Origin of the sequence: Agarivorans sp. B2Z047 (assembly GCF_023373605.1) — a bacterium.
In the GTDB taxonomy this organism is placed as follows: domain Bacteria; phylum Pseudomonadota; class Gammaproteobacteria; order Enterobacterales; family Celerinatantimonadaceae; genus Agarivorans; species Agarivorans albus.
Map to the genome: position 1 here is coordinate 1,270,062 of NZ_CP088080.1, position 23,876 is coordinate 1,293,937.

The window sequence follows — 23,876 nt, forward strand, 5'->3', positions numbered from 1 at the left end:
CCACGGCTTACGGGCCTCCCACTCGTAATGGTAGAAGTTATGAAATTTACAAAAAATAAAATTGCTGCGCTGTTATCGCTCACTTTGTTGGGTGTGTACGGATGTGGCTCAACTCCTAGCTCGAGCGACGCCGAAGGCGCTGTTGAAGATGTAGGCGGAACGATTCCAGATTTTGAATCTGCCGCTTTTTTCAAAAAAGTTAAAAAAGACCATGCTAAAGCCGAAGTGGTTAGCGACCAAGGTGTTACTAGCGGAAGTAGTGCGCTAAAAGTAAACTTTGATTCGGTATCCGAGGCTAACAAATTTAAGTACTGGCCAAATGTTAAAGTACACCCAGATTCTGGCTTTTGGAACTGGAATGCGAAAGGCAGCTTAAGCCTAGACATTACCAACCCAACTGATAGCCCAGCAAACATCATTCTAAAATTGGCTGACAACGTGGGCGTAATGGGCTCTGGTGACAACCAATTAAACTACGCGGTTAATGTACCCGCTGGCGAAACTGTGCCAGTTGAGATGTTATTTAACGGCACCAAACGTAAGTTAGATGGCTACTGGGGTGGCGAGAAAATCAACTTACGTAACATTGTAGAATTCCAAATCTTTGTGCAAGGTCCAATGGATGCACAAACAGTCATTATCGATAACTTTAACTTAGTGGATGCTACCGGCGACTTTATTGAAGCCTCAGGCCAAGAAGTTAAGGTTAGTGGTCCAATTCCAACGGTTGCTTCAATTACTAGCTTTGATGAAGGCCAACCTACCTTTGTTGCGTTTGACCGCAGTGCAGCAGCAACGGTAACCGAGCTAAAAACCGACATGGGCGGTTTGCTAGCTGTTAAATTAGCGGCGACTAACGCCTACCCTAATATCACTTTTAAAGCGCCACAACCTTGGGATTGGAGCGAGTACGGTGATTTTAGTTTAGCGTTTGATCTAGAAAGTAAAACAGACGAGCCTTTACAGTTGTTTGTTCGCGTGGATGACGCAGAAAATGAAAACTGGGGCGGCACTGCAAATGGCGTAGTCGACAGTATGTCTAGCTACGTAACGCTAGCACCTGGTGACGACGGTACCTTTTACTTGCCGCTAGGCCAAACCGGCAGCCAAATCGTTTCTGGTATGCGTGCCGAGCCACCTAAAAAGTCCTACAACGCGCAAGCGATTAGTTATGGCTGGGGTGAAAAGAGCTTAGATACGTCAAACATTGTATCTTTCCAGCTATACCTGCAAAACCCAACTAAAGATGCAGAATTCAATATTAAGAGCGTTCGACTTATTCCAAATATTGATGCAGATGCAACCCGTTATGAAGGTTTGATTGACCAATATGGTCAGTTTACTGGTTCTGAATGGCCGAAGAAAATTAGCGAAGACGAAGAACTAGAAACCATGGGTAAGCTGGCAAAAATGTCGCTTAAATCAACCAGCCAAATGCCAGGTCGAAGCATCTATGGTGGATGGGCCGATGGTCCTAAGCTGAAAGGCACAGGTTTCTTCCGTACTGAAAAAGTAGACGGTAAGTGGTCGTTAGTAGACCCACAAGGCAACTTGTTCTTCGCAACCGGTGTCGACAACATTCGTATGGACGACACAGTAACCATCACTGGCCATGACTTTGCCGACAAAGACAAACGTAGCGGTAAAGAAGTGGCTTCTGAAGTTCGCCGTTCAATGTTTACTTGGTTACCAGAAGATGACGATGTATTAGCCGAGAACTATGACTACGCAAATTGGGTGCATTCAGGGGCACTTAAGAAAGGCGAAGTATTTAGTTTCTATGGCGCTAACTTGCAACGTAAATATGGCGGTACTTTCTCAGAAGCTGAAAAAGTGTGGAAAGACATCACCATAGATCGCATGGTTGATTGGGGCTTCACAACCCTAGGTAACTGGGCTGACCCAATGTTCTACGACAACAAAAAAGTTGCTTACGTAGCAAACGGTTGGATTTTTGGAGACCACGCACGCATTAGCACTGGTAACGACTACTGGGGTCCTATTCACGATCCGTTTGACCCAGAGTTTGTAAACAGCGTTAAGGCGATGACTAAAAAGCTAATGACAGAAGTAGACAAAAATGACCCATGGATGATGGGGGTGTTTGTCGACAACGAGATTAGCTGGGGTAACACCAAAAACGACGCAAACCACTACGGTTTGGTGGTTAATGCGCTTAGCTATGACATGAAGAAGAGCCCGGCTAAAGCAGCCTTTACCGAGCACTTAAAAGAGAAGTACTGGGCCATTGAAGATCTAAACACTAGCTGGGGCGTGAAAGTTGCGTCATGGGCAGAGTTTGAGAAGTCATTTGATCACCGCTCTCGCTTAAGCAAGAACATGAAGAAAGATTATGCCGAAATGCTAGAAATGCTTTCTGCTAAATACTTCTCAACGGTTCGTGCTGAGCTTAAGAAAGTACTGCCTAATCACCTATACCTAGGCGCACGCTTTGCAGACTGGGGTGTTACGCCAGAGATTGCCAAAGGTGCTGCACCTTACGTAGACGTGATGAGCTACAACTTGTACGCCGAAGACCTTAACTCAAAGGGTGATTGGAGCAAGTTAGCAGAGCTAGATAAGCCAAGCATTATTGGTGAGTTCCACTTCGGTTCAACTGACTCAGGCTTATTCCACGGCGGTATCGTGTCGGCAGCTAGCCAGCAAGATCGCGCTAAGAAATACACCAATTACATGAACAGTATTGCCGACAACCCTTACTTCGTAGGTGCTCACTGGTTCCAATACATTGACTCTCCAACAACGGGTCGTGCTTGGGATGGTGAAAACTACAACGTAGGTTTTGTTTCAATCACTGATACACCATACGTTCCACTGGTTGAAGCCGCTAAGAAATTCAACCAAGACGTTTACATGCTTCGTTACAAAAAATAATCGCAACAACGATTTAGCACTCCTCAGTTAGGTGGGGAGTGCAATCTGCTAGGTACAAGGAATGGGCAGGAAATATGAAGATTAAATTTTTATCTGCAGCAATTGCTGCAAGCTTAGCATTGCCATTAAGTGCTGCTACTTTAGTCACCTCTTTTGAGGAAGCAGACTACAGCAGCTCTGAAAACAATGCTGAATTTTTGGAAGTGTCTGGAGATGCCACTTCTGAAGTTTCAACAGAACAAGCCACTGATGGTAATCAATCGATTAAAGCGTCTTTTGACGCGGCTTTCAAACCAATGGTTGTTTGGAACTGGGGAAGTTGGAACTGGGGTGCTGAAGATGTTATGTCAGTAGATGTTGTTAACCCTAACGACACTGACGTTACATTTGCTATTAAGCTAATTGATAGTGATATTCTTCCTGATTGGGTAGATGAGTCTCAAACCTCATTGGACTACTTTACGGTTTCAGCTAATACCACGCAGACTTTTAGCTTTAACTTAAATGGCGGCAACGAGTTCCAAACTCATGGCGAAAACTTTAGTAAAGATAAAGTTATCGGTGTGCAGTTCATGCTCTCTGAAAACGATCCTCAAGTATTGTACTTTGACAACATCATGGTTGATGGCGAAGCAGTCACTCCGCCACCAAGTGATGGTGCTGTGAATACGCAAACCGCGCCTGTAGCCACCTTAGCGCAAATCGAAGACTTTGAAACCATTCCAGATTACTTACGACCTGATGGTGGGGTAAACGTTTCAACTACTACTGAGATTGTGACTAAAGGCGCTGCAGCAATGGCTGCCGAGTTTACTGCAGGTTGGAACGGTTTAGTGTTTGCAGGTACTTGGAATTGGGCAGAACTAGGTGAACACACCGCAGTCGCCGTTGACGTTTCAAATACTAGCGATAGCAATATCTGGTTGTACTCACGTATCGAAGACGTAAATAGCCAGGGCGAAACTGCGACTCGCGGCGTATTGGTTAAAGCTGGCGAATCGAAAACCATTTACACCAGCTTAAATGATAATCCTTCATTGCTTACTCAAGATGAGCGTGTGTCAGCTTTAGGTTTACGTGATATTCCAGCTGACCCAATGAGCGCTCAAAATGGCTGGGGTGATTTTGTTGCTTTAGACAAATCTCAAATTACCGCTATTCGTTACTTCATTGGCGAATTAGCCAGTGGTGAGACTAGCCAAACACTTGTGTTTGATAACATGCGTGTGATTAAAGACCTTAACCACGAATCAGCCTATGCAGAAATGACTGATGCTATGGGGCAAAACAACTTAGTCACTTATGCAGGTAAAGTTGCCAGCAAAGAAGAGTTAGCTAAGTTAAGTGATCCGGAAATGGCTGCTTTGGGTGAGTTAACTAATCGCAATATGTACGGTGGTAACCCAGATTCGTCGCCAGCTACAGACTGTGTACTCGCTACGCCTGCCTCGTTTAACGCTTGTAAAGACGCTGATGGTAACTGGCAATTGGTAGACCCTGCTGGTAATGCGTTCTTCTCAACCGGTGTTGATAACATTCGTTTGCAAGATACTTACACCATGACCGGCGTGTCGAGTGACGCCGAATCTGAGTCTGCACTTCGCCAGTCAATGTTTACAGAAATTCCAAGTGATTATGTAAATGAAAACTATGGCCCTGTGCATAGTGGACCTGTTTCTCAAGGCCAAGCTGTAAGTTTTTACGCTAATAACTTAATTACCCGCCACGCTAGCGAAGACGTATGGCGAGACATTACTGTTAAGCGTATGAAAGACTGGGGCTTTAACACCTTAGGTAACTGGACCGATCCAGCCTTGTATGCAAACGGTAGCGTTCCTTACGTGGCAAATGGTTGGTCAACCTCTGGTGCCGATCGTCTTCCCGTTAAACAAATTGGCAGCGGCTACTGGGGACCACTTCCTGATCCGTGGGATGCTAACTTTGAAACCAACGTTGCGACAATGGTTGGTGAGATTAAAGCTCAGGTTGAAGGCAACGAAGAGTACTTAGTGGGTATTTTTGTTGATAACGAGATGAGCTGGGGCAATGTTACAGCAGAAGAAAGCTCTCGTTATGCTCAGACGTTAGCAGTATTTAATACTGACGGTACTGATGCAACAACAAGCCCAGCTAAAAACAGCTTCATTTACTTCTTATCAAACGATCGTTACCCAGATGGCATTGCAGACTTAAACGCGGCTTGGGGAACTGATTATGCATCTTGGGATGCAATGCGCCCAGCGCAAGAGCTAGTTTATAGCTCTGCAATGGCTGCAGACCTACAGTACTTGTCATGGCAGTTTGCTTTTAAATACTTCAACACCGTAAACACGGCATTAAAAGCTGAGTTACCAAACCACTTGTACTTGGGCTCTCGCTTTGCAGATTGGGGACGTACGCCTGATGTAGTAAGTGCTGCTGCGGCTGTTGTTGATGTAATGAGTTACAACATCTACAAAGACAGCATTGCAGCTGCCGATTGGGATGCTGATGCCTTAAGTCAAATCGAAGCCATTGATAAGCCAGTAATTATTGGTGAGTTCCACTTCGGTGCGCTTGATAGCGGTTCGTTTGCAGAAGGTGTAGTAAATGCTACTTCGCAACAAGATCGTGCAGACAAAATGGTTAGCTTCTACGAATCAGTAAATGCCCATAAAAACTTTGTAGGTGCGCATTGGTTCCAATACATCGATTCACCATTAACGGGTCGTGCATGGGATGGCGAAAACTACAACGTTGGTTTTGTTAGCAATACTGACACGCCATATACATTGATGACAGATGCTGCGCGTGAGTTTAACTGTGGTATGTACGGCACAGACTGCTCTAGCTTAAGCAATGCTACTGAAGCTGCTTCGAGAGCGGGTGAGTTGTATACCGGTACCAATATTGGTGTTAGCCACTCTGGCCCAGAAGCGCCAGATCCAGGTGAGCCAGTAGATCCACCAATTGATCCGCCAACACCACCAACGGGTGGCGTAACTGGCGGTGGCGGTAGCGCAGGTTGGTTATCGCTACTAGGTTTGGCCGGCGTATTTTTACTAAGACGTCGTAAAGTGTAAGGACTGTGCCGCCTCGTAAATTAAGTTGTATTGCGAGGCGGCCTTTTTATTTTCAGGAAGAAATATGAAGTATCTATATATTGTCCGCGGGCCATTTGGCAGCGGTAAAACCGAGTTTGCAAAAACCATCACTAATGACGTGGTGTCCTGCTGGGATTACTACGCTCAATATGGCCAAAACAAGTGGAATGAAGAACTTAAGCCGCATGCCGATGAGTATTGTCGTGCCTCTGTTGCTGAGTTAATGGAAAAAGGCGTTAACAGCATCGCCGTGACTAACTCCTTCTCTAAATCTAGTGACTTAGATTTTTACCTTGAAGCCGCCAACCTGCATGAATACAAAGTATTCACCCTGGTGATGGAAAATCAAAACAGTGAAGAATACAAGCGTGATGCCCCAGAAGATGTGGTACTCAAGCAGATTATCAACTTAAAAAATAGCGTGGTATTCCACCAAGGTTTTTAACAGCAATTGATAGCGTTTTGGTAAGAGAAAAAGTATGAAAAAAATAACCATTGCCAGCTTCTTTTTGTTTTGCGGTTTAACCTTATCTAATAGCGTTCTAGCACAGGTAACAACGCCCATGGTTTTGGGCGAACGCGACCGCTTAGTCGTTGATTTGATTAAATTAGCATTTGAAAAAAGTAACTATTCGCAAAAAATTCAACCCATCGATACCTATTACAGTGAGGCTCGATTAGTTGAAGAAGTAAAACAAGATCAGGTGAGTGTGATTTGGGCTGGTGCGTCAAACTCGATGCAGCAACAGCTTAAAGCCATCAAGATCCCTATTTTTAAAGGATTATTGGGCCACCGCGTTTTTGTTATTGAAAAAAGCAATCAAGCAGCCTTTGAAGGTGTGTCTAGTTTAGCCACGCTAAAGCGCTTAAAAGCAGGCTTAGGCCGTTTTTGGGGCGATACCGAAATCCTAGAAAATGCCGGACTAGAAGTAGTTAAACCGGTTAAAGCGCAAAGCTTATTCTACATGGTAGATGGCGGGCGTTTTGACTACCTACCTTTAGCTGTGCACGAAGCCTGGGAAGTGGTAGAAACCCAAAAGGAAGTAAACCTTGCCGTAGAAGATGACATTCTCTTGGTCTACCCAATGGCGATGTATCTCTACGTTAATCCTAAGAATCGCGCCTTATATGATGCGATTAACGATGGCTTAGAAACCGCCATTGCTGATGGCAGCTATAACCAGCTGTTTTATCAATCTCCCCTTATCTCAAAAACCTTTGAAACAGCGCGCCTTACCGAGCGCCGAATAATAAAAATAGATAATCCTTTACTGCCCGCAGACGCACCTTTGCACCGCGAAGAGTTGTGGTTGGACATTCAAGAAAGATAGACATAAGCGAGACTAAACGTGAAAGCAAGTTTGAGTAAATCCCTAATTATTATATTACTGCTATTTGGTTTGCTAGGCCTGTTATTAGGCGGTGGCGTTAGCTACTTAAATACCAAAAGCAAATTGGCTGAAGGCTACTTAGTAGAGCAACAAGCCATTACCGAGATGGCCAAAGCATCATTAATAGAAGCCGTGTTTGTTTATGATTTTGAACAAGCGCAAGCCATTGTCGATGCTTTGGTTCAATCCCCAATCCTAAATGCAGTGGAAGTAGTGGACCAGCGTGGTAAAGCTATTTCTCAGGCCAGCATTGCCAATCAAAAGCAAGACTTCAATTTAATTGAGCTGCAACGTGGCGAGGACTTTATTGGTACGTTAAAGCTGCAATTTGATGATAGCAGTGTGATCGCTACGCTAAACAGCGAAATAACCAATGTAATGCTCAACATTATATTGGTATTAGCGGTTGTGGTTGCAGCTGTGTTTTTCTACGTGCGTAAGCTGGTGGTAATTCCAATCAACGACGTGGCAAACTCTTTACACCAAATTGCCACTGGTGACGGGGATCTTACTCGACGTATTCCAGTGAACAACGATAACGAGATTGGTGTACTTAGTAGCAACTTCAATTTACTGATGGACAACCTATCGCACCTGCTTAATAGCATTCGGTCGGTGAGTGAGCAGGTAAGCTCGGTGTCTCATTCGTTAAGTTCATCTTCTAGCGAATCTCAGCGTGACTCTTTATCGCAACAAGATCAGATGGAGCAGGCCGCTACTTCACTGCAAGAAATGAGTGCCTCCGCTGAAGAGGTGTTTGTAAACGCTGAGCAAACCGCCGAGAAGTCGCAAACAGCCCGCGAGCAAACCTTGCTAGGTGTAGAGTTGGTGCGCGAAAACAGCCAATTAATTACCCGTTTATCGCAAAGCATTACCGATACCTCTTCACGCATCGATAAGTTAATTGATTCAAGCTCAGCGATTGGCTCTGTAGTGGAAGTTATTCGTAACATTGCTGAACAAACCAATCTACTTGCCTTAAACGCGGCAATTGAAGCAGCTCGAGCTGGTGAGCAAGGGCGAGGGTTTGCGGTAGTTGCCGATGAAGTAAGAGCATTGGCCCAGAAAACTCAAGAGTCTACCCAAGAAATTGAGTCTATTGTTGCCGCGCTGCAAGACAATGCCTCAAATGCGGCTAGCTCTATGGGGGCAAGTTTGCAATCGAGTAAAGAGGTGGACAATGCGGCGGGGTCTATTTCACAAGCCTTACAAGATATCTGCGAGCACATTGAGAACATTAACCAAATGAACACGCACGTTGCGGTAGCTGCCAAACAACAAAACAGCGTTACTCAGACCATTGCTGAAAATGTTACCACCTTAAATACTCTGGCTAGTTCTATTGCAAATAATGCAAAAAATGTGAACGGACAAGTGATCTCACTCGAAGAACACAACAATGAGCTTGTAGTAAATATCAAACGTTTTAAAGTATGACAAATAAACTTAAATAGTAGGAAGTAATCAATGTTATTTGGAAACGTGAATAAGCTCTCTTTAGTAAAATATGTGAATCCATCCTTTGCTACCTGGATTGATGAAGCGATGGCTTTAGCTGCTGAGAAAGAAGACGGTAGATATGAGCTTTCAGGTGAAGGTGTATTTGTATTATTAATGTCGCAAGAAACTGAAGAATTTGCTAAGCGTAAAGCGGAAATTCACAAACAGCATTTAGATATTCAAATCGTGTTAGACGGTGAAGAGCAAATTGGCTATACCCACGAACTAGCCGAAGAAGCTTTAGCCTTAACCAAACTTGAAAATGATGTGGCGTTTTTTGAGCAAGCGAGCAATGAGCAAATGGTTAAGCTTGGCAAAGGTGACTTTGCAGTGTTTTACCCAGACGAAGTGCATCGTCCTCTTTGCGCGGTAGCCGAACCTCGCCAAGTGCGCAAAGCGGTGGTTAAGATCCCTGTTAGTGCCTTGTAAGTGCACTAAATCCACTTAGCCAAGGCTAAGTGGATTCTTTTTGCTGTTACTCGCTTATTAGCCTTTCACCCATCACTACTAATATTCCTTGATTAATGCCAGTTAGCCTGCCCGCTGCTGTTTACTTCACCATTAACAATCCCCGCAATATTGACTGTTGTGCTAGTCGATACCCATAGTGATACCTCTATTGACTTAGGATTAAAGCTTTAAGGCTTAGCACTTCGTTTACGCTTATGCTTGGCTAACACGAGGCATGGTTCACAAGTTTGTAAAAATTGGTTTTCCAATAATTTAGATTGGTTGACATTTGTATGACTGAAGTCATTATTACCCTTAGATATTTTTCTGTTTTAACGCGTCGCTTGGCAGCTAGAAGGTTTAATACTTAAGGTTTGTTAGTTAAGTTTTCTCTATGGCTTAGTTATATTGCCTAGACTCTGCCATCGCTATCAGGACGCTAATCATTTGAGGATACATAATGGAAACGCGCTTAAGGGCTGACTCAGCTAAAACTATATCTGAGCATGAGCAATCAATTTTGATTTATGATTTTGCTGAGCAAATTCCTAAGGCTTTTAGTTTTAGCAACGTGGACGCAGAACTAGTAAGTGAAGGCAACGGCATTACTACTGGTTCGCAAGCCTTAAAAGTTACCACACATAGCAAAGAAAACTTTTACACCTCAATCTTTATCGAACCTGAGCAGCCTTTTGATTGGAGTGCGCTTCCTAACTTTAGCTTTGCATTTGACGTCACAAGCTTAGGTCGTCGTTCAACACAGATTTTCATCAATATCTTCGACAAGCAGGGGCAAATGCATAGCCGCAGCATTAACGTGGCCGGAGGTTCTAGCAAAACTTATTTAAACGAGCTTAAGGGTGAGTTTTTAAAGGGTGGGCTTAACTATGAATCGGGTTTTCGCTCTAACCCTGCAGCCTGGGATACGCCATTTCACTATGCAACGTGGATGTGGGGCGAGATGAACATCGATTTAAGTGCCGTTGCCAAAATTGAATTAAGCATTCACGGTACTTTGATTGATCATCAGTTGGTGTTAGATAACTTTAGAGTGATTTTTACCCCGGAATGTAATCCCGATTTTCTTAAAGGTTGTTTAGATAAGTTTGGTCAAAACGCTTTAGTAGAAACCGCGGAAAAAGTACATTCTGAAGAAGAGTTATTGGTGGTTACAGCCAAAGAGCTTAAAGCCTTAGAGCAAGGTGCTATGCCCCAGCGTTCGCGCTTTAGTGGATACACTGGTGGCCCGCAGCTAGAGGCAACTGGCTTTTTCCGTACCGAAAAAATCGACGGTAAATGGTCGTTAGTTGACCCCGATGGCTACCCATACTTTGCTACCGGCCTCGACATTATTCGCCTAGCAAACTCATTTACCATTACCGGTATTGATTACGACCACTCAAAAGTGGCCGCGCGTAGCGATGACGATGTTACCCCTGAAGACTCTAAAGAAAAGCTCGAAATTAGCCAAGAAGCCTTTGATTCAGCCTATGTTGCTAACCAAACTCGCCGAGACTTTTTTGATTGGTTGCCTAGCTACGACGACCCCTTAGCTGAGCATTACAGCTATATGCGTGAGCTGTTTGAAGGCCCAGTTGATCGCGGCGAAATCTTTAGTTTTTACTCGGCAAATCTACAGCGCAAGTACGGTCAAGATGGCGCCGATTACATGGGCAAGTGGCGTGAAGTTACCATGGACCGCATGCTTAACTGGGGTTTTTCTTGTTTAGGTAATTGGACTGCTCCAGAGTTTTACAGCAACGACAAAATTCCTTATTTCGCCAATGGCTGGATTATTGGAGACTTTAAAACAGTGACTAGTGGCGATGACTTTTGGGCGCCACTGCCTGATCCTTTCGACCCCGTATTTAGAGAGCGCGCCGAAGCAACGGTAAGCCAAGTTAAAGCCGAAATGCAAGGTTCACCATGGTGTGTGGGTATTTTCATTGATAATGAGAAAAGCTGGGGCCGAATGGGCACCATTAATGGCCATTATGGTATTGCGATCCATACTCTAGGTCGCAGCGATGAAGAAAGCCCAACTAAGGCGGTATTCACGCAAGCCTTAAAAGATAAGTACGGCACTGTAGAACAGCTTAACCAAGCTTGGGGGACGAACATCGACTCTTGGCAAGCTGTAGCTGGTGGCGTCAGTGATTTAGCCCATAACGAAGCACAGCTTAGTGACTACTCTATGTTATTAGAGTTGTACGCCAGCGAATACTTCAAAGTGGTAAACGAGTCGCTTAAGGCTCAATTACCTAATCACTTGTATTTGGGGGCTCGATTTGCTGATTGGGGCTGTAATCCAGAGGTGGTAAGAGCCGCAGCAAAACATGTGGATGTTGTAAGCTACAACTACTACAAAGAAGGGCTACATCCAGAACCTTGGAAGTTTTTGGCTGAAGTAGATATGCCAAGCATTATTGGTGAGTTTCATATTGGCGTTAAAGAAGGTTTCTTCCACGCAGGTTTGGTGACGGCTAATGACCAAACCGAGCGCGGCGAGATGTTTGAAGATTACTTAAACTCAGTAATCGATAACCCATATTTTGTCGGCGCACATTGGTTCCAATACATTGATTCACCGATTACCGGGCGCTCATTTGACGGCGAAAACTACAATGTGGGTTTTGTGGGCATAACCGATGTGCCATATCAGCCAATGGTTGATGCGGCTAAGCGGGTAAATGGCGGCATGTATCAGCGCCGTTTCAATAAGGCGAAAAAGTAGTGTGCTTTGACGTTAAACCATAACTAAAAAAGGGGGCTTCGGTCTCCTTTTTATTGGTATACCAATGCGTGGTTTATCTACTAGGAAAGTCTATTGCTACTTCTTGTTTATCTTGGTTAATACGATCAGCGGTAAGTATGTTGATGTAATGATTGGCTTTGCGCCAGGTGATATAAGAATTGTAGCCACACCTTAATGAATCCGTTTGTTAAATAATCCTGTGTGGCTATAACACCAGAAGTGCAAGACCGGCTTCTGGTGTTTTTTTTGTCCTTCCTACTCTTGTTATTAAACTTCAACAATCAGCTTGTAACTCATTACTCTTGGCTAATGATAGCCTTATAAACTGAAGGCTTAATCGCTTAGTTATATAGAGCTGTATGATGTCTGTTTAGTATGATGCTGGTGGCTTAAGTATGCTTCGACTAAGGGGCGCTTAATGATTGCCAGTGGCTAACCCGCTGCTGTTTAACTCCCGATTGCTGAATGGCTTTTTCAACTAAACCTAAGCGAATGATCTCAGCTAAGCCTTGATCAATGGCTTGAGCAATTTCAGCGCCGTGTGGGTGCTGTTTCGACACCATAAAATGACGGCTTTCTTGAAATTCTATTTTCATATTCGGGATCGGGTAAAAGCTGCCATAACTATCTTGAATGGCTAGGTCTGGGGTATTTGGGAACTCTAAAAAGGCAATGTTAATTCGGCCCTTACTTAACATGCCAAACAATGACTGATTTCGGTTGAGTTTATCTATGTTGTTAAAGCCACTACGCTGCAACTGGGCTATGTCTTGATACCAAGTACTTCCCACACTGATGGGTAATTCTCTGAGCTGTTCATGAGTTAAGGTTTGGCTGAGCAGGGGAGAACCTTGGTTTACATAAAAGCCTTTTTCAAAGGTATTCTTAGGGATAATAGCCACCGACTTGTAGGTACTATCATCAAAGTCACTCTCCCAGATGTCGGCTTGATATACCGCCACATTGCCTTGTTTCAACTCTCGAAGACTGCGACCAGTATTCGGCGAGGTCACAAAGGTGATCGAATACTGCAAATCACTATAGCTAAGGGCTTGAGTTAACAGCAGCAAGCTTACGGTTGCGCGGTCTGAATAGGGTGACTGATAATCACTGATTTGGGCTGGGTTGCCGCCTTTTAGCTCAAGCAATTGCTGGTAATTTGAGAAGGTGCCTTGGTCACCAATAATCGACACTTCTATAGCGGCGAGAGAAGAAAAGCTATACAGGCATAAAATGCTGAGTATCCACGATCTCACTATTGCTCCTTATTTGTTTAGGGCGGCCTTAACTAATTTGGCAGTTACTTACTGTAGCGTAAGATAACAACTTAAAGTGTAGACCGCTTCACAGTCGCTATTAGGAACAGCGGTTTAAGGAGCGATTAAGCTTTGTTTTTAGATGATTTAATACGCTGAATAATGGTGAGAATCAGCACCCAGGAGGCGAGGATAAAAGTAATAATATTGGCTAAAAAAACCGATAGATCTTGTATTAAGAAGCCGTAAATCATCCACAGACCTACGCCAGTGGTTAATATGGAATACATGGTTAATGAAATTCCAGCAACATTCTTGGTCTTAATAATGTGTATTACCTGCGGGACAAACGACAAAGTGGTACAGCTAGCTGCTATTAATCCAAGAACCGTAAGGGCTGTCATCTAAACTCCATTTTATTGGTAAACCAATTTGGGTGAATTATACCTTTTTGGTTAACCTTGTAAATAATGAAACCGATTAAACCCTGCACTTATCACTTAGTTAAGCACGCTAGCTTCTAGGATGTTTTGACTAACCAGCTTTTTGAGTAGTTGCTGGGTATTCTCCCGCAAGTTGTCCCGCAACAAACGCATCGCTGGAGTAATTGATTGGCGGCTGGGGCAAATAAGCCATAACTCGGTAGGAGTAGGTTGGTAATCGTGCATCACGCTCACTAAGTTACCGGCTAAGATATCAGAAGCCATATCTAAGCTAGATTTAACCGCCAGCCCATGGCCAGCAACACACCAGCGCCTCACTAAATCGCCATCGTTTGCTGCTCTGTTGCTTGTCATTTTAATCTTGTAGCTTTGTTGCTCATCGCTAAAGCGCCAAACATCATGAACAATGTCGTGCAGTTGATAGAGCAAGCCGTTGTGTTTGCTTAGCTCTTTAGGGTGCTTGGGCGTCCCATGTTTTAATAAGTATTCTGGGCTGGCACATAATAGCCGTGGAGCGTTACATATTTTGAAGCCGTAAACACTGGCATCGCTGGGTGAACCATAGCGCAAAGCCATATCTACTGAATCACGATAAAAGTCGATATTGCTATCGCTAATGCTGCTGCGTAGGTTTAGCGCAGGGTAGTGCGACATAAACTCATCTAGCCAGGGGCTGATTACATTTCTTCCCAGGTCAGATGAAAGAGCGATTCGTAGCTCACCGTCAATCACATCCAAATCGTGTTTCATGTTTTGCTTGGCTTGTTCAAGCATTTGCAGCGCTTGTTCGCATTGCGGAACATAACGCTCACCCGCGGCAGATAAACGCAGGTGCCTGGTTGTTCGAATAAATAGCTCCGCACCTAGTTGGCTTTCTACGCGCTTCAGTGCGGCACTAGCCGTGGCTGAACGCATATCTAGCTTGGCTGCAGCGGCTGTAATACTGCGGCATTCTGCTACCTTTAAAATTACCTGTAAATCTTCCAGTAGCATAACGGCACCCTTTATTGTCTATTTATTTTTGATAATGATTCAAATATTACCCTGTTTATTGAGCTGTATGCAAAAGGCTACTATTTAACCCGTTAAAGCGAACCAGCAATTTACTTATTTAGAGGATAGCCAAATGGCCAAGTTAACTATCGTTGCAAACATTAAAGCAAATGCAGATAAAATTGAGTTAGTAAAAGCAGAACTGCTTAAGCTGATAGATATCACTAGAGCCGAAGAAGGCTGCATTAACTACGATTTACATCAAGACAACGAAAACCCAGCGCACTTTGTGTTTTACGAAAACTGGGAGTCACGTGAACTGTGGCAAACCCACATGGGCAATACTCACTTAGCAGAGTACATGGCGGCAACCGAAGGCGCAGTTTCAGAGTTTACCTTGAATGAAATGACGCAAATTGCTTAGCCCTGAGTGTTTAAAGTACATCGATATCCATTAATCATTTAATGGATATCGCTTTATTCTGATGCCAATGGTAAAGCTATATATAGCCAGTAGAATAAAGCTTCTAATATTCCCTATCAAATATAAACCTCGGTGTATTCATCACGGATAACATTTCTGATTGTAGCTTACAAATTAATTTGGCTTATGCTTGAGTGTTTTTTGTACAATTTGGGTGTTTGTTATTAACTGGTTTTACTTAATCAGGTTTTTTACTAGATGTTAGGATGTTTTGTTGGAAGTATTTAAATATTGATGGGTACGCAGCCATTATAATTATAGATAGTCGGATGCTAAAAGCTCCTTATATGATATGGAGTATCTGTTTTTGTTAACAAGAAAATCTAATGTAAAACTCATTTATTAATTTTTTATCTGGTTTTGTTGATTCATTTATTTTAGTGTTCTTTTAATATTTAATTTAACACTAAGGGATTAGATAAAATGAAACTGTACTACTCACAATTAGCTTTAAGCCTTTGCTTTGTATTATCCGCTTGTGGCGGAGGTGGTGGAGCCAATGATGGAGGCGGTGGTTCCACCGATGTGTCGAGCTTATATCAAGGAGTGGATACATCAGCAGCTATAACCATAGATAATTTAGGGCTCTTTGCTAGTTCTGTTAATGTTTTAATTCAGGATGATACGATATCTTTACCGAGTCAGAACCAAGCTGTTAGAACTCAGCTTTCAGCAAGGGCAAGTATTGACGAAACACTATTTTGCTCAAGTGGCTCTGCAAGCGTGAAAGGAAATATCGATGAAAATAAATTAACAGGAGTATTAGAGTTTAAGTTTGATTCGTGTGACCTTGAGGGAGAGGGGAATATTTACGATGGAGCTTATAAAGTTGATGTGTCTAGAGTTAATCCTAATGATTTTTCACCAATTGATACTAATACTAGTTTTAGTAGTTTCCGCATCAAAACTAGTGATAACAACTATACAGAGCTAAACGGTAATTTAAAGAATGAAGGGCTTGGTACTTGTGATACTAAGGTTGTTCAAAATTTAGTCGTTACGTCTAGTATTCAAGATTTAAATGTATATACAGATGAGCTAACTCTTAATAGAACATGTGCTAATCTTCCTGACACCAGTTTGTCATTTGATAATGCATCTGTTTCTGGTCGCGTTTATCTTGCAGAGCATGGTTTTGTTGATGTATCTAGTCAAAATTTGTTAATTGCAAGGTTTGTTTATTCTGGTCATGAAATTGGTGGCAGGGCAGATGTATATGCAGAAGGTAGCCTCAGTTTTGATAGCGACTCTTCTAGATTAAGCTTTGAAAGTAGCACCAGCTCTGTATTAGATATTAATAAATATGACACACGGGTAACCTTGTTGGATAAAGAGAGTAATCTACTTTCGATTGATGTGTCTATGCCTTCATGGATGGCCAATATCACAGAGGTATTGGAATTAGATGACACCGACTCGGATGGTATGTGGGATGGGTACGAACACCTATACGGATTAAATCATTTACTTGACGATAGCTCTGATGATTTAGATGAAGATGGATATTCAAATGGTTTAGAGTTTCAACTTTTCACCGCTCCAAATGATGAAAACGATCGTCCTGCAGCAGCGATTCGCCTCGGATTACTTAATCTTCCTGATACTGTTTATGTTGGTCAAGAAGTAGATATGCAGATTGAAATGATCGCTTCGTTTGAGCAACGTTTTGCTGAAATTATTGGCGACTTTTCTATTTCTGCAGAGGTAGATTTACAGTCTGGTCTGTGGGTGGTAGATAGCGACTATGGCTGTATACTAAATGGTAATGAGTTGAGGTGTGATAATATCTCAGCCCCAGCTTTGGCTGCTGGATCTTTGAATGGCAATGAAGTCAGTATTCTGGGCTCTATTCACTGGGTTCCTGATGCTGAAGAGAGCGGGTGTATTAATTTTAGTTATTCAGCCGACTATAAGATTGACCTAGAGAGTTCGGGAGGCTGCTCTTATGTTTACTAGCTATGGGGCCTGCTTCAACTTAAGGTTGCGCAGTTCAAATTAGTTCTTTATTTAATATAAAAAAGCCAGTCGAATGACTGGCTTTTTCTATACAGGCAATAAAGCTTAGTGAAGAATACGGGCGCGAATAGTGCCGTCAATTTCTTTAAGCTTAGTAATCGCTTGTTCGGCTTGCGCTGTTTCTACATCAATCACTACATAGCCAATGCTGTCATTGGTTTGCAGGTACTGCGCTGCAATGTTGATTGAGTCTTCGGCAAAGGCCAAGTTGATTTTGGTAAGCACACCCGGTTGGTTGTGGTGAATGTGCAACAAACGGCTAGTGCCAGTGTGCTCTGGTAGTGCTACTTCTGGGAAGTTAACTGCCGACAAGGTTGAGCCGTTGTCAGAGTATTTAGCCAGTTTAGACGCTACTTCAATACCGATATTTTCTTGCGCTTCTTGGGTTGAACCACCAACGTGTGGGCTAAGAATTACGTTGTCGAAGCCACGTAAGTTAGACACAAACTCTTCTTTGTTTGATTTTGGCTCAGTTGGAAAAACATCAATCGCCGCACCAGCAAGCTTTTTGCTTTCTAATACCGATACCAAAGATTCAATCTCAACTACCGTACCGCGAGAGGCGTTAATCAGAATAGAGCCCTGCTTCATAGCGGCAAACTGCGCTTCACCAAACATGTACTTGGTTTGTGCGGTTTCTGGTACGTGTAGGCTTACTACGTCACTCATTGCTAGTAGTTGGTCAAGGTCGGCGATTTGGGTGGCGTTACCCAAAGATAGCTTGTTTTCTATATCGTAGTAGTAAACTTGCATGCCTAGGGTTTCAGCCAAAATACCCAGCTGAGTACCAATATGGCCATAACCGATAATGCCTAGCTTTTTACCACGTGCTTCATAAGAGTTGTCGGCCGATTTTATCCATTCGCCGCGATGTGCTTTGGCGTTTTTCTCTGGAATGCCACGCAGTAGTAAAATAATTTCACCTAATACTAGTTCAGCTACGCTGCGAGTATTAGAGAACGGTGCGTTGAATACTGGAATACCTTTTTGCTGGGCAGCTTTAAGGTCAACTTGGTTAGTACCAATACAGAAACAACCAATTGCAACAAGCTTGTTTGCTGCTGCTAGCACACGTTCGTTTAGGTCTGTACGGGAGCGAATACCAATGAAGTGAACGCCTTTAATTTTTTCAATCAGTTCTTCTTCTGCTAGCGAGGTTTTGATCATTTCTACATTTTCATAACCCGCAGATTGGAAAGATTGCAGTGAGCTAGGGTGTAAACCCTCTAACAACAATACTTTGATTTTTTCCTTGCCTAACGAATACTTTGCCATGTTTGCTTCCTAATACCCATGTTACCGCTCGAGCGGCTAAATTTAGCAAAAAAAGCAGCACTTAGGGAATGTAATTTTATTACATCAAATTTTATTCATGATGTGATTATTATTCTCTATAGTGTTTTATTTGTAGTTTTTAATGTTGCAATGAGGATTGCATTTAGTGCTTGATCGAGATTATTTATGGGGTGTTGGAATATTTCACAAAAAAAAGAGCGCGCAATGCACTCTTTTTTTTTAAGGTCTTACTTGATTAACGTTTTTTAGCGCCTTCTGGGGTGCCAATGATCACTTCATTTGCGCCGCGAGCTGCAAATAGGCCATTAGTTACTACACCTACAATTGCGTTAATGTCGCGTTCCATTGTCACTGGATCTACAATCTTCATGTTGTGAACATCTAAGATCACGTTACCGTTATCGGTTACTACACCTTCACGGTAAACTGGGTCGCCGCCAAGCTTAACCAGCTCGCGTGCTACATAGCTACGGGCCATTGGAATCACTTCAACCGGAAGAGGGAAGTTGCCTAATACTGGCACTTCTTTGGTATTGTCTACGATACAGATAAACTGGTCGGCAACCGCGGCAATAATCTTTTCACGAGTTAGGGCTGCACCACCGCCCTTGATCATGTGGTTTTGTTCGTTGATTTCATCGGCACCGTCTACGTAAACAGACAAGTCACTCACACTGTTTAAATCAAACACTTCAATGCCATAAGCAAGTAGCTTTTCGGTAGACGCTTCAGAGCTTGAAACCGCCCCTTTAATGCTGTCTTTCATGGTCGCTAAGGCGTCAATGAAATGGTTCACGGTAGAGCCTGTGCCTACGCCAACAATGGTGTCTTCTTGAACATATTCCAATGCGGCCCAGCCAGCGGCTTTTTTCATTTCATCTTGTGTCATTACAGTGCTCCGAGCAAAGTGAGGGGGAGGGCAAAAGTAGCCCGCTTGTTTGGCGCGGATTATAACCAAGCGCTGGCGTTAACGCCATGCTCGTTTGGCGCTTTTTTCGGCGCTTTTATTATTACTGTTTTAGTTATTACCAGCACCAATATCTGCTAGGAGTAATAATCCGTTTAAGTGGTTGATCCCATGCTTGAACCGGCACTTCGTTTATTTGCTGGCAATCGTGAGCAAGACCAATGACTAAAGGTTTATCTCCACTAATTTGCGCCAGCAAGCGGTCGTAGTAGCCGCCGCCCATGCCTAGGCGGTTACCCTGCGAGTCAAAGGCTACCAAGGGGGCTAGGATTAAATCTAGTTGCTGAGCGTCAATTACCTGTTTGGCATCGAAGATGGGTTCGCCAATGCCAAATCTATTGGCTTGTAAGGGGCTGCTGGCTTGGTAACGATGAAAGCACATCTCGCCATTTTTCGTGGGGTCAACTAAGGGCACATAAACCTGTTTGCCTTGTTGCCATAGCCAATTGATTAACAGGCTCAAATCAAGCTCGCCGTCAAAGGCTAAATAGAGTGCTACCCGTTGCATAGGAATAAGCTCGGGATCGTCCTGCAAGTATTCAAGAATGGCTTGGCTGGCCTCTAGTTGTTGCAAAGGGCTTAAGGCGCTACGTTGTAGGCGTATCTGTTTGCGCAATTGCTGGCGAGGATCTAGCTGGGGCATATAAACAGACTTAACTGACAAATAAGACTTTTAGTGTGTATCTATATTGGCAATCAAGCAAGGCGCTGTAAAACATTAAGCCAAAATTGAGTCGATACCGAAACGAGGAAGTAAAGGTCACCAAGCCTGATGAACAGGCTTGGTAAAAACCAGTAGAGTTATTCTTGCTCTACGTTGTGATACACGTTTTGCACGTCGTCACAGTCATCAAGCATGGCTTGAAATTTCTCGAACATCGCTACGTCATCACCGCTAATGGTGGTGTAGTTTTGCGGAATAAAGCTAATTTCTTCTAGTTCAAACTCTAACTCAGGCAAGGCTTGAGTTAATGAAGTTTTAACTTTGAAGTATTCAGTATGTGGAGCAAATACGGTAATCATTCCGTCTTCACTTTCTACATCGGTAACTTCAACGTCGTCCATTAATAGGATTTCTAGAATGGCGTCTTCGTCGTCACCTTTAAAGGCAAAAATAGCTTGGTGGTCGAACATATGTGCCACGCTGCCTTGGTTACCAATTTTAGATTTGGTTTTTACAAAGGCTTGGCGAACGTCGGTAAAGGTACGGCTGTTGTTATCGGTTAAGCAGTCAACAATTACCATACAGCCGCCTGGGCCGTAACCTTCGTAACGTGCTGGAACGTAGTCTTCGCCAGCGCCGCCTTTGGCTTTGTCGATAGCTTTATCGATTACGTGACTAGGAACTTGATCTTTCTTAGCGCGGTCTACAACACTGCGTAATTGTAAGTTAGCTTCTAGATCGGCACCGCCATTTTTAGCGATAACGTAGATTTCTTTACTGTATTTAGAATAAACCTTGGTTTTTGCACCAGCGGTTTTGGCCATTGAGGCCTTACGTACTTCAAAACTTCTGCCCATAGGGATGCTCTTTTTGTTCGATGCTTAAAAATTCTGGGAAAGGATTTTACCAGCTGAAATACAAGGAACAAGGGCTGGCGCGGGTTCTCGATCAATAATGCGGTTAATTTAGTTAAATCGTGAGGTATTTAACTGTTAAATCCTCACGATTATCTAGGTGCTTGATAGCCTTTTGCGACTAAATAGCTGTTTGTAGCATGTTTAAAGTTGCTCTAAAGACTGCTTACTTAAATAGGCAGGGTTATAGTATTTATCGGCAAGGCTATGCGCTTGCACCGACTCGTAATCAATCACCGTGCTTTTATTGGTTTGGATGCTATCAACCAGTGTCATGGTTTTAACTACGGTTCGCCCATCTCGCTGGCCTTGCTCAAAGTAAGCTTGTTTTGCCAGTTTGCCAGACTTTAAGTAGAGGTCGGCTTTAAGTGGAAAATTGCTGCGGTGATCCACCCACAAGTCTATTTTTTGATAACTGGCACCACTGGTTTTAGCCTGCAGTTGTAAGTGCAGAGCCGTTACCCCATCTAGCTCACTAATTTCACCCAATTCGCCTTGGTAATCTTCGCTCCAAGTGAGGGTGGAGATGTCGCCTACCGAGGCTTCTCCCAATAGCTTTTGCATGGGTGTAATGCGAATTGGCCTGCGGCTATTTGGCATAAGCAGCCAGTAGTTGTCACCAAGCATCAGCATTTTTTGCCCCAGCTCCGATTGTGCTTTAAATACCACTAATGATTCACGCTCTGGGCGAATATACACATTGTAACGGTGTTTCTTTTTTAGCTGTTGTTTATCAAATTGACTCACCTCGGTGACTACTTTGGCCGACGCGCTTTGCAAGCGATAGCTGTCGGCTTCAAGCAAGCGCAGGCTAACTTCCTCATTCGCTTGCACTAAACCAATGCTAAACAAGCTACCTAATAACCACAGTTTAAATAGACTAAACATAAATAAGTGCCTCGGTAATCGGCTTTTTTAAGCCTTTGTTAGCAGCAATGGCAGACGCCAATGCGCATATACACACCACGCCTAAAGAGACGATGGCAGCCAACATGAATGAGAAAGTAATATGTAGTGGGTAGCCTACGCTGCGCCCCGGTGGAGGAGGCATTTGAATATCAGCAAATAGCAGCGTTAATGATACCGAGCCACTAAGTAGCACGCCTATTAGGCTACCAATTAAGGCCAGAACTACAGCTTCTAATACAAAGCCAATTAGCTGTTCAGAATTTGCAGTGCCCAAGGCTGATAGGGTGCCTATTTCTCGGGTTCGCTCGGTGACCGACATGCTCAAGGTATTAAATAACGACACAAACACCACTAGCGCCATAATAAAGCCCATCACTCCAAAGATGCGGTTGTACAAGCCTTTTACTGCTTCGTAGAAGAAGGCCTGTTCCCACCATGGCGTTACCAACAAACTTGGTTGCTGTTGCTCAACCTGTTGTTTGAGCTGGCTAACATCTTGATTAGCGAAGGCAAATACCGACATTAGGCTCACCTTATCGGTGGCGAGCAGGGCTTGGCTATCACTTAATGAGATATACACTAGGCGTTTGTCCATCTCTGGAACACCAGTAGAAACAATGCCTTGCACGGTAAAGTCGAAGGCATTTAGCGCGCCCTCTGTGGTGGTGCTAAGCAGAGTAAGCCAATCACCTGGTTGTACTTTCATGTTGCGCGCTAACTCGTCGCCTAGCAAAATTTGTGGCAAATCTTGATCACTTTGCTCGGTGAGTAATTGACCAGCCTTTAGGTCCAAAAAAGGCCCTTTCTGGGTGAACTCGCTGGGCAATACGCCTTGGCCTACAAAAATTGCCGATTTGTCGCCGTTGCTAATTAGGCCGCTAAATTCGATGCGCGGTTGCACCGCCTTTATGCCGTTTAAGGCCATTAAGCCTCGGCGCTGCTGTTGCCAATTCGCTAAGCCATATTGCAGGGGAGTATCTTCTTGCTGGTTAAAATACTCTGGGCTAGACAAGGTTAAATGGCCTGTGTCGCGTGCTGCAGCTTCGGCGAGAGATTGATAAGTAAACAAGCCAAACCCGCCGGAGGTGACCAAGGCCATTACCGCAATGGCGATAATAAGTACCGACATAATGCTGCGGCGGCGATTTCGTTGCACATTAAGTAATGCATGTTTTAGGCGACGCATGCGCTAACCTCCTTGGATAATACCTGTCCGTCTAGTAGTTCTATTTGTCGGTCGCAATGTTCACTCATACGGTTATCGTGAGTGGCGATCACAAAGGTGGTGTTGTGGCTCTTGCCAATGGCCTTCATCAGCTCTACAACTTGGTGGGCGGTATGGCTGTCGAGGCTAGCTGTTGGTTCGTCGGCAATGACCAAGCGAGGTTGGTGAATCAAAGCTCGTGCCACAGCAATGCGTTGTTGTTGGCCCCCCGACAAACGGTCCGGTTTAGCTTGCGCAAAGTCGGCCATGCCTACTGCATCTAAAATTTGCATAATGCGCTGCTTGCGTTGTTGGCTAGGTACTTTATTTAGCATCAACGGGTACTCTACGTTTTCGTAGGCGCTCATTACTGGCACCAAGTTAAAGCGTTGGAATACAAAGCCCAGCTGTTGTCGCCGTAGCTGCATGCAATGCTGTGGGTCTTTATCCAGTTTTACCCCATCAAAATACAGCTCGCCTTGGTAGTTAAGATCTAGCAAGCCGCAAATATTAAGTAAGGTGCTTTTGCCTGAGCCTGATGGGCCGCAAAGGGCAATCATTTCACCAGCTCGAATATGTTCATTAACATTGCTTAACGCCTGCTGGCTTACTTGGCCGGTTTGGTAAAACTTACTTAAGCCTTTAAATTGCAACAT

The 23,876-nt window shown here is 43.8% G+C and carries 19 protein-coding genes; 9 read left to right on the top strand and 10 right to left on the bottom strand.

From position 1 onward, the window contains the following. Positions 1-39 precede the first annotated feature (39 nt). From LQZ07_RS05890 to LQZ07_RS05920, 7 genes are all read left to right on the top strand, one after another. Complete coding sequence (locus tag LQZ07_RS05890; RefSeq protein WP_152780377.1) at positions 40-2,895, top strand: beta-galactosidase; 2,856 nt, start codon at positions 40-42, stop codon at positions 2,893-2,895. A gap of 74 nt (positions 2,896-2,969) precedes the next feature. Then, positions 2,970-5,957: a beta-agarase gene (locus LQZ07_RS05895; RefSeq protein ID WP_152780361.1), complete on the top strand. Its 2,988-nt coding sequence runs from the start codon at positions 2,970-2,972 to the stop codon at positions 5,955-5,957. A 64-nt stretch (positions 5,958-6,021) separates the two neighbouring features. After that, positions 6,022-6,423, top strand: a complete 402-nt coding sequence (locus tag LQZ07_RS05900) for a hypothetical protein (protein WP_016403209.1) — start codon at positions 6,022-6,024, stop codon at positions 6,421-6,423. Between the two features lie 34 nt (positions 6,424-6,457). Further along, positions 6,458-7,309 carry a transporter substrate-binding domain-containing protein gene (locus tag LQZ07_RS05905; RefSeq protein ID WP_016403208.1) on the top strand — a complete coding sequence of 284 codons (852 nt, stop codon included), beginning with the start codon at positions 6,458-6,460 and terminating at the stop codon, positions 7,307-7,309. A gap of 18 nt (positions 7,310-7,327) precedes the next feature. Further along, positions 7,328-8,806 carry a methyl-accepting chemotaxis protein gene (locus tag LQZ07_RS05910; protein ID WP_016403207.1) on the top strand — a complete coding sequence of 493 codons (1,479 nt, stop codon included), beginning with the start codon at positions 7,328-7,330 and terminating at the stop codon, positions 8,804-8,806. Positions 8,807-8,836: 30 nt separating this feature from the next. Further along, positions 8,837-9,298, top strand: coding sequence for a YhcH/YjgK/YiaL family protein (locus LQZ07_RS05915; RefSeq protein ID WP_152780359.1), 462 nt, complete (start codon positions 8,837-8,839; stop codon positions 9,296-9,298). A gap of 481 nt (positions 9,299-9,779) precedes the next feature. Next, on the top strand, positions 9,780-12,053 hold the full coding sequence (locus LQZ07_RS05920; protein WP_152780357.1) for a beta-galactosidase: 2,274 nt from the start codon (positions 9,780-9,782) through the stop codon (positions 12,051-12,053). A 425-nt stretch (positions 12,054-12,478) separates the two neighbouring features. Here the strand turns inward: LQZ07_RS05920 and LQZ07_RS05925 are convergent, their stop codons facing one another. The 3 genes from LQZ07_RS05925 to LQZ07_RS05935 form a co-directional block, all read right to left on the bottom strand. Beyond that, complete coding sequence (locus LQZ07_RS05925; protein ID WP_152780355.1) at positions 12,479-13,330, bottom strand: ABC transporter substrate-binding protein; 852 nt, start codon at positions 13,328-13,330, stop codon at positions 12,479-12,481. Between the two features lie 125 nt (positions 13,331-13,455). Then, the gene (locus LQZ07_RS05930; protein ID WP_040307515.1) at positions 13,456-13,734 is read right to left on the bottom strand and encodes a SemiSWEET transporter; all 279 of its coding nucleotides are present in this window, start codon (positions 13,732-13,734) and stop codon (positions 13,456-13,458) included. 96 nt (positions 13,735-13,830) lie between these two features. After that, the gene (locus LQZ07_RS05935; RefSeq protein ID WP_152780354.1) at positions 13,831-14,766 is read right to left on the bottom strand and encodes a LysR family transcriptional regulator; all 936 of its coding nucleotides are present in this window, start codon (positions 14,764-14,766) and stop codon (positions 13,831-13,833) included. A 133-nt stretch (positions 14,767-14,899) separates the two neighbouring features. Here LQZ07_RS05935 and LQZ07_RS05940 point away from each other — a divergent pair, with 133 nt between their 5' ends. Both LQZ07_RS05940 and LQZ07_RS05945 read left to right on the top strand, forming a co-directional pair. Continuing rightward, the gene (locus LQZ07_RS05940; RefSeq protein ID WP_152780352.1) at positions 14,900-15,190 is read left to right on the top strand and encodes a putative quinol monooxygenase; all 291 of its coding nucleotides are present in this window, start codon (positions 14,900-14,902) and stop codon (positions 15,188-15,190) included. Positions 15,191-15,673: 483 nt separating this feature from the next. After that, on the top strand, positions 15,674-17,206 hold the full coding sequence (locus LQZ07_RS05945) for a hypothetical protein (protein ID WP_152780350.1): 1,533 nt from the start codon (positions 15,674-15,676) through the stop codon (positions 17,204-17,206). Between the two features lie 105 nt (positions 17,207-17,311). Here the strand turns inward: LQZ07_RS05945 and serA are convergent, their stop codons facing one another. The 7 genes from serA to LQZ07_RS05980 all read right to left on the bottom strand — a co-directional run bounded on the left by serA (position 17,312) and on the right by LQZ07_RS05980 (position 23,876). Beyond that, the gene (gene serA / locus LQZ07_RS05950) at positions 17,312-18,541 is read right to left on the bottom strand and encodes a phosphoglycerate dehydrogenase (RefSeq protein ID WP_152780348.1); all 1,230 of its coding nucleotides are present in this window, start codon (positions 18,539-18,541) and stop codon (positions 17,312-17,314) included. A 256-nt stretch (positions 18,542-18,797) separates the two neighbouring features. After that, positions 18,798-19,451 (bottom strand): ribose-5-phosphate isomerase RpiA, encoded by a 654-nt coding sequence (gene rpiA, locus LQZ07_RS05955; protein WP_152780346.1) that lies wholly within the window; start codon positions 19,449-19,451, stop codon positions 18,798-18,800. Between the two features lie 136 nt (positions 19,452-19,587). Further along, positions 19,588-20,172 carry a 5-formyltetrahydrofolate cyclo-ligase gene (locus LQZ07_RS05960; RefSeq protein ID WP_152780344.1) on the bottom strand — a complete coding sequence of 195 codons (585 nt, stop codon included), beginning with the start codon at positions 20,170-20,172 and terminating at the stop codon, positions 19,588-19,590. A 158-nt stretch (positions 20,173-20,330) separates the two neighbouring features. Next, positions 20,331-21,050, bottom strand: coding sequence for a YebC/PmpR family DNA-binding transcriptional regulator (locus LQZ07_RS05965; protein WP_016403196.1), 720 nt, complete (start codon positions 21,048-21,050; stop codon positions 20,331-20,333). A 201-nt stretch (positions 21,051-21,251) separates the two neighbouring features. Continuing rightward, positions 21,252-21,995, bottom strand: coding sequence for an outer membrane lipoprotein-sorting protein (locus LQZ07_RS05970; protein WP_016403195.1), 744 nt, complete (start codon positions 21,993-21,995; stop codon positions 21,252-21,254). After that, a complete protein-coding gene (locus tag LQZ07_RS05975) occupies positions 21,988-23,202 on the bottom strand; it encodes an FtsX-like permease family protein (RefSeq protein ID WP_152780342.1) in 1,215 nt (404 codons plus the stop codon). Before LQZ07_RS05975 ends, LQZ07_RS05970 begins: the two co-directional genes overlap by 8 nt. Further along, complete coding sequence (locus LQZ07_RS05980) at positions 23,190-23,876, bottom strand: ABC transporter ATP-binding protein (protein WP_016403193.1); 687 nt, start codon at positions 23,874-23,876, stop codon at positions 23,190-23,192. The genes LQZ07_RS05975 and LQZ07_RS05980 overlap by 13 nt, the downstream gene beginning before the upstream one ends.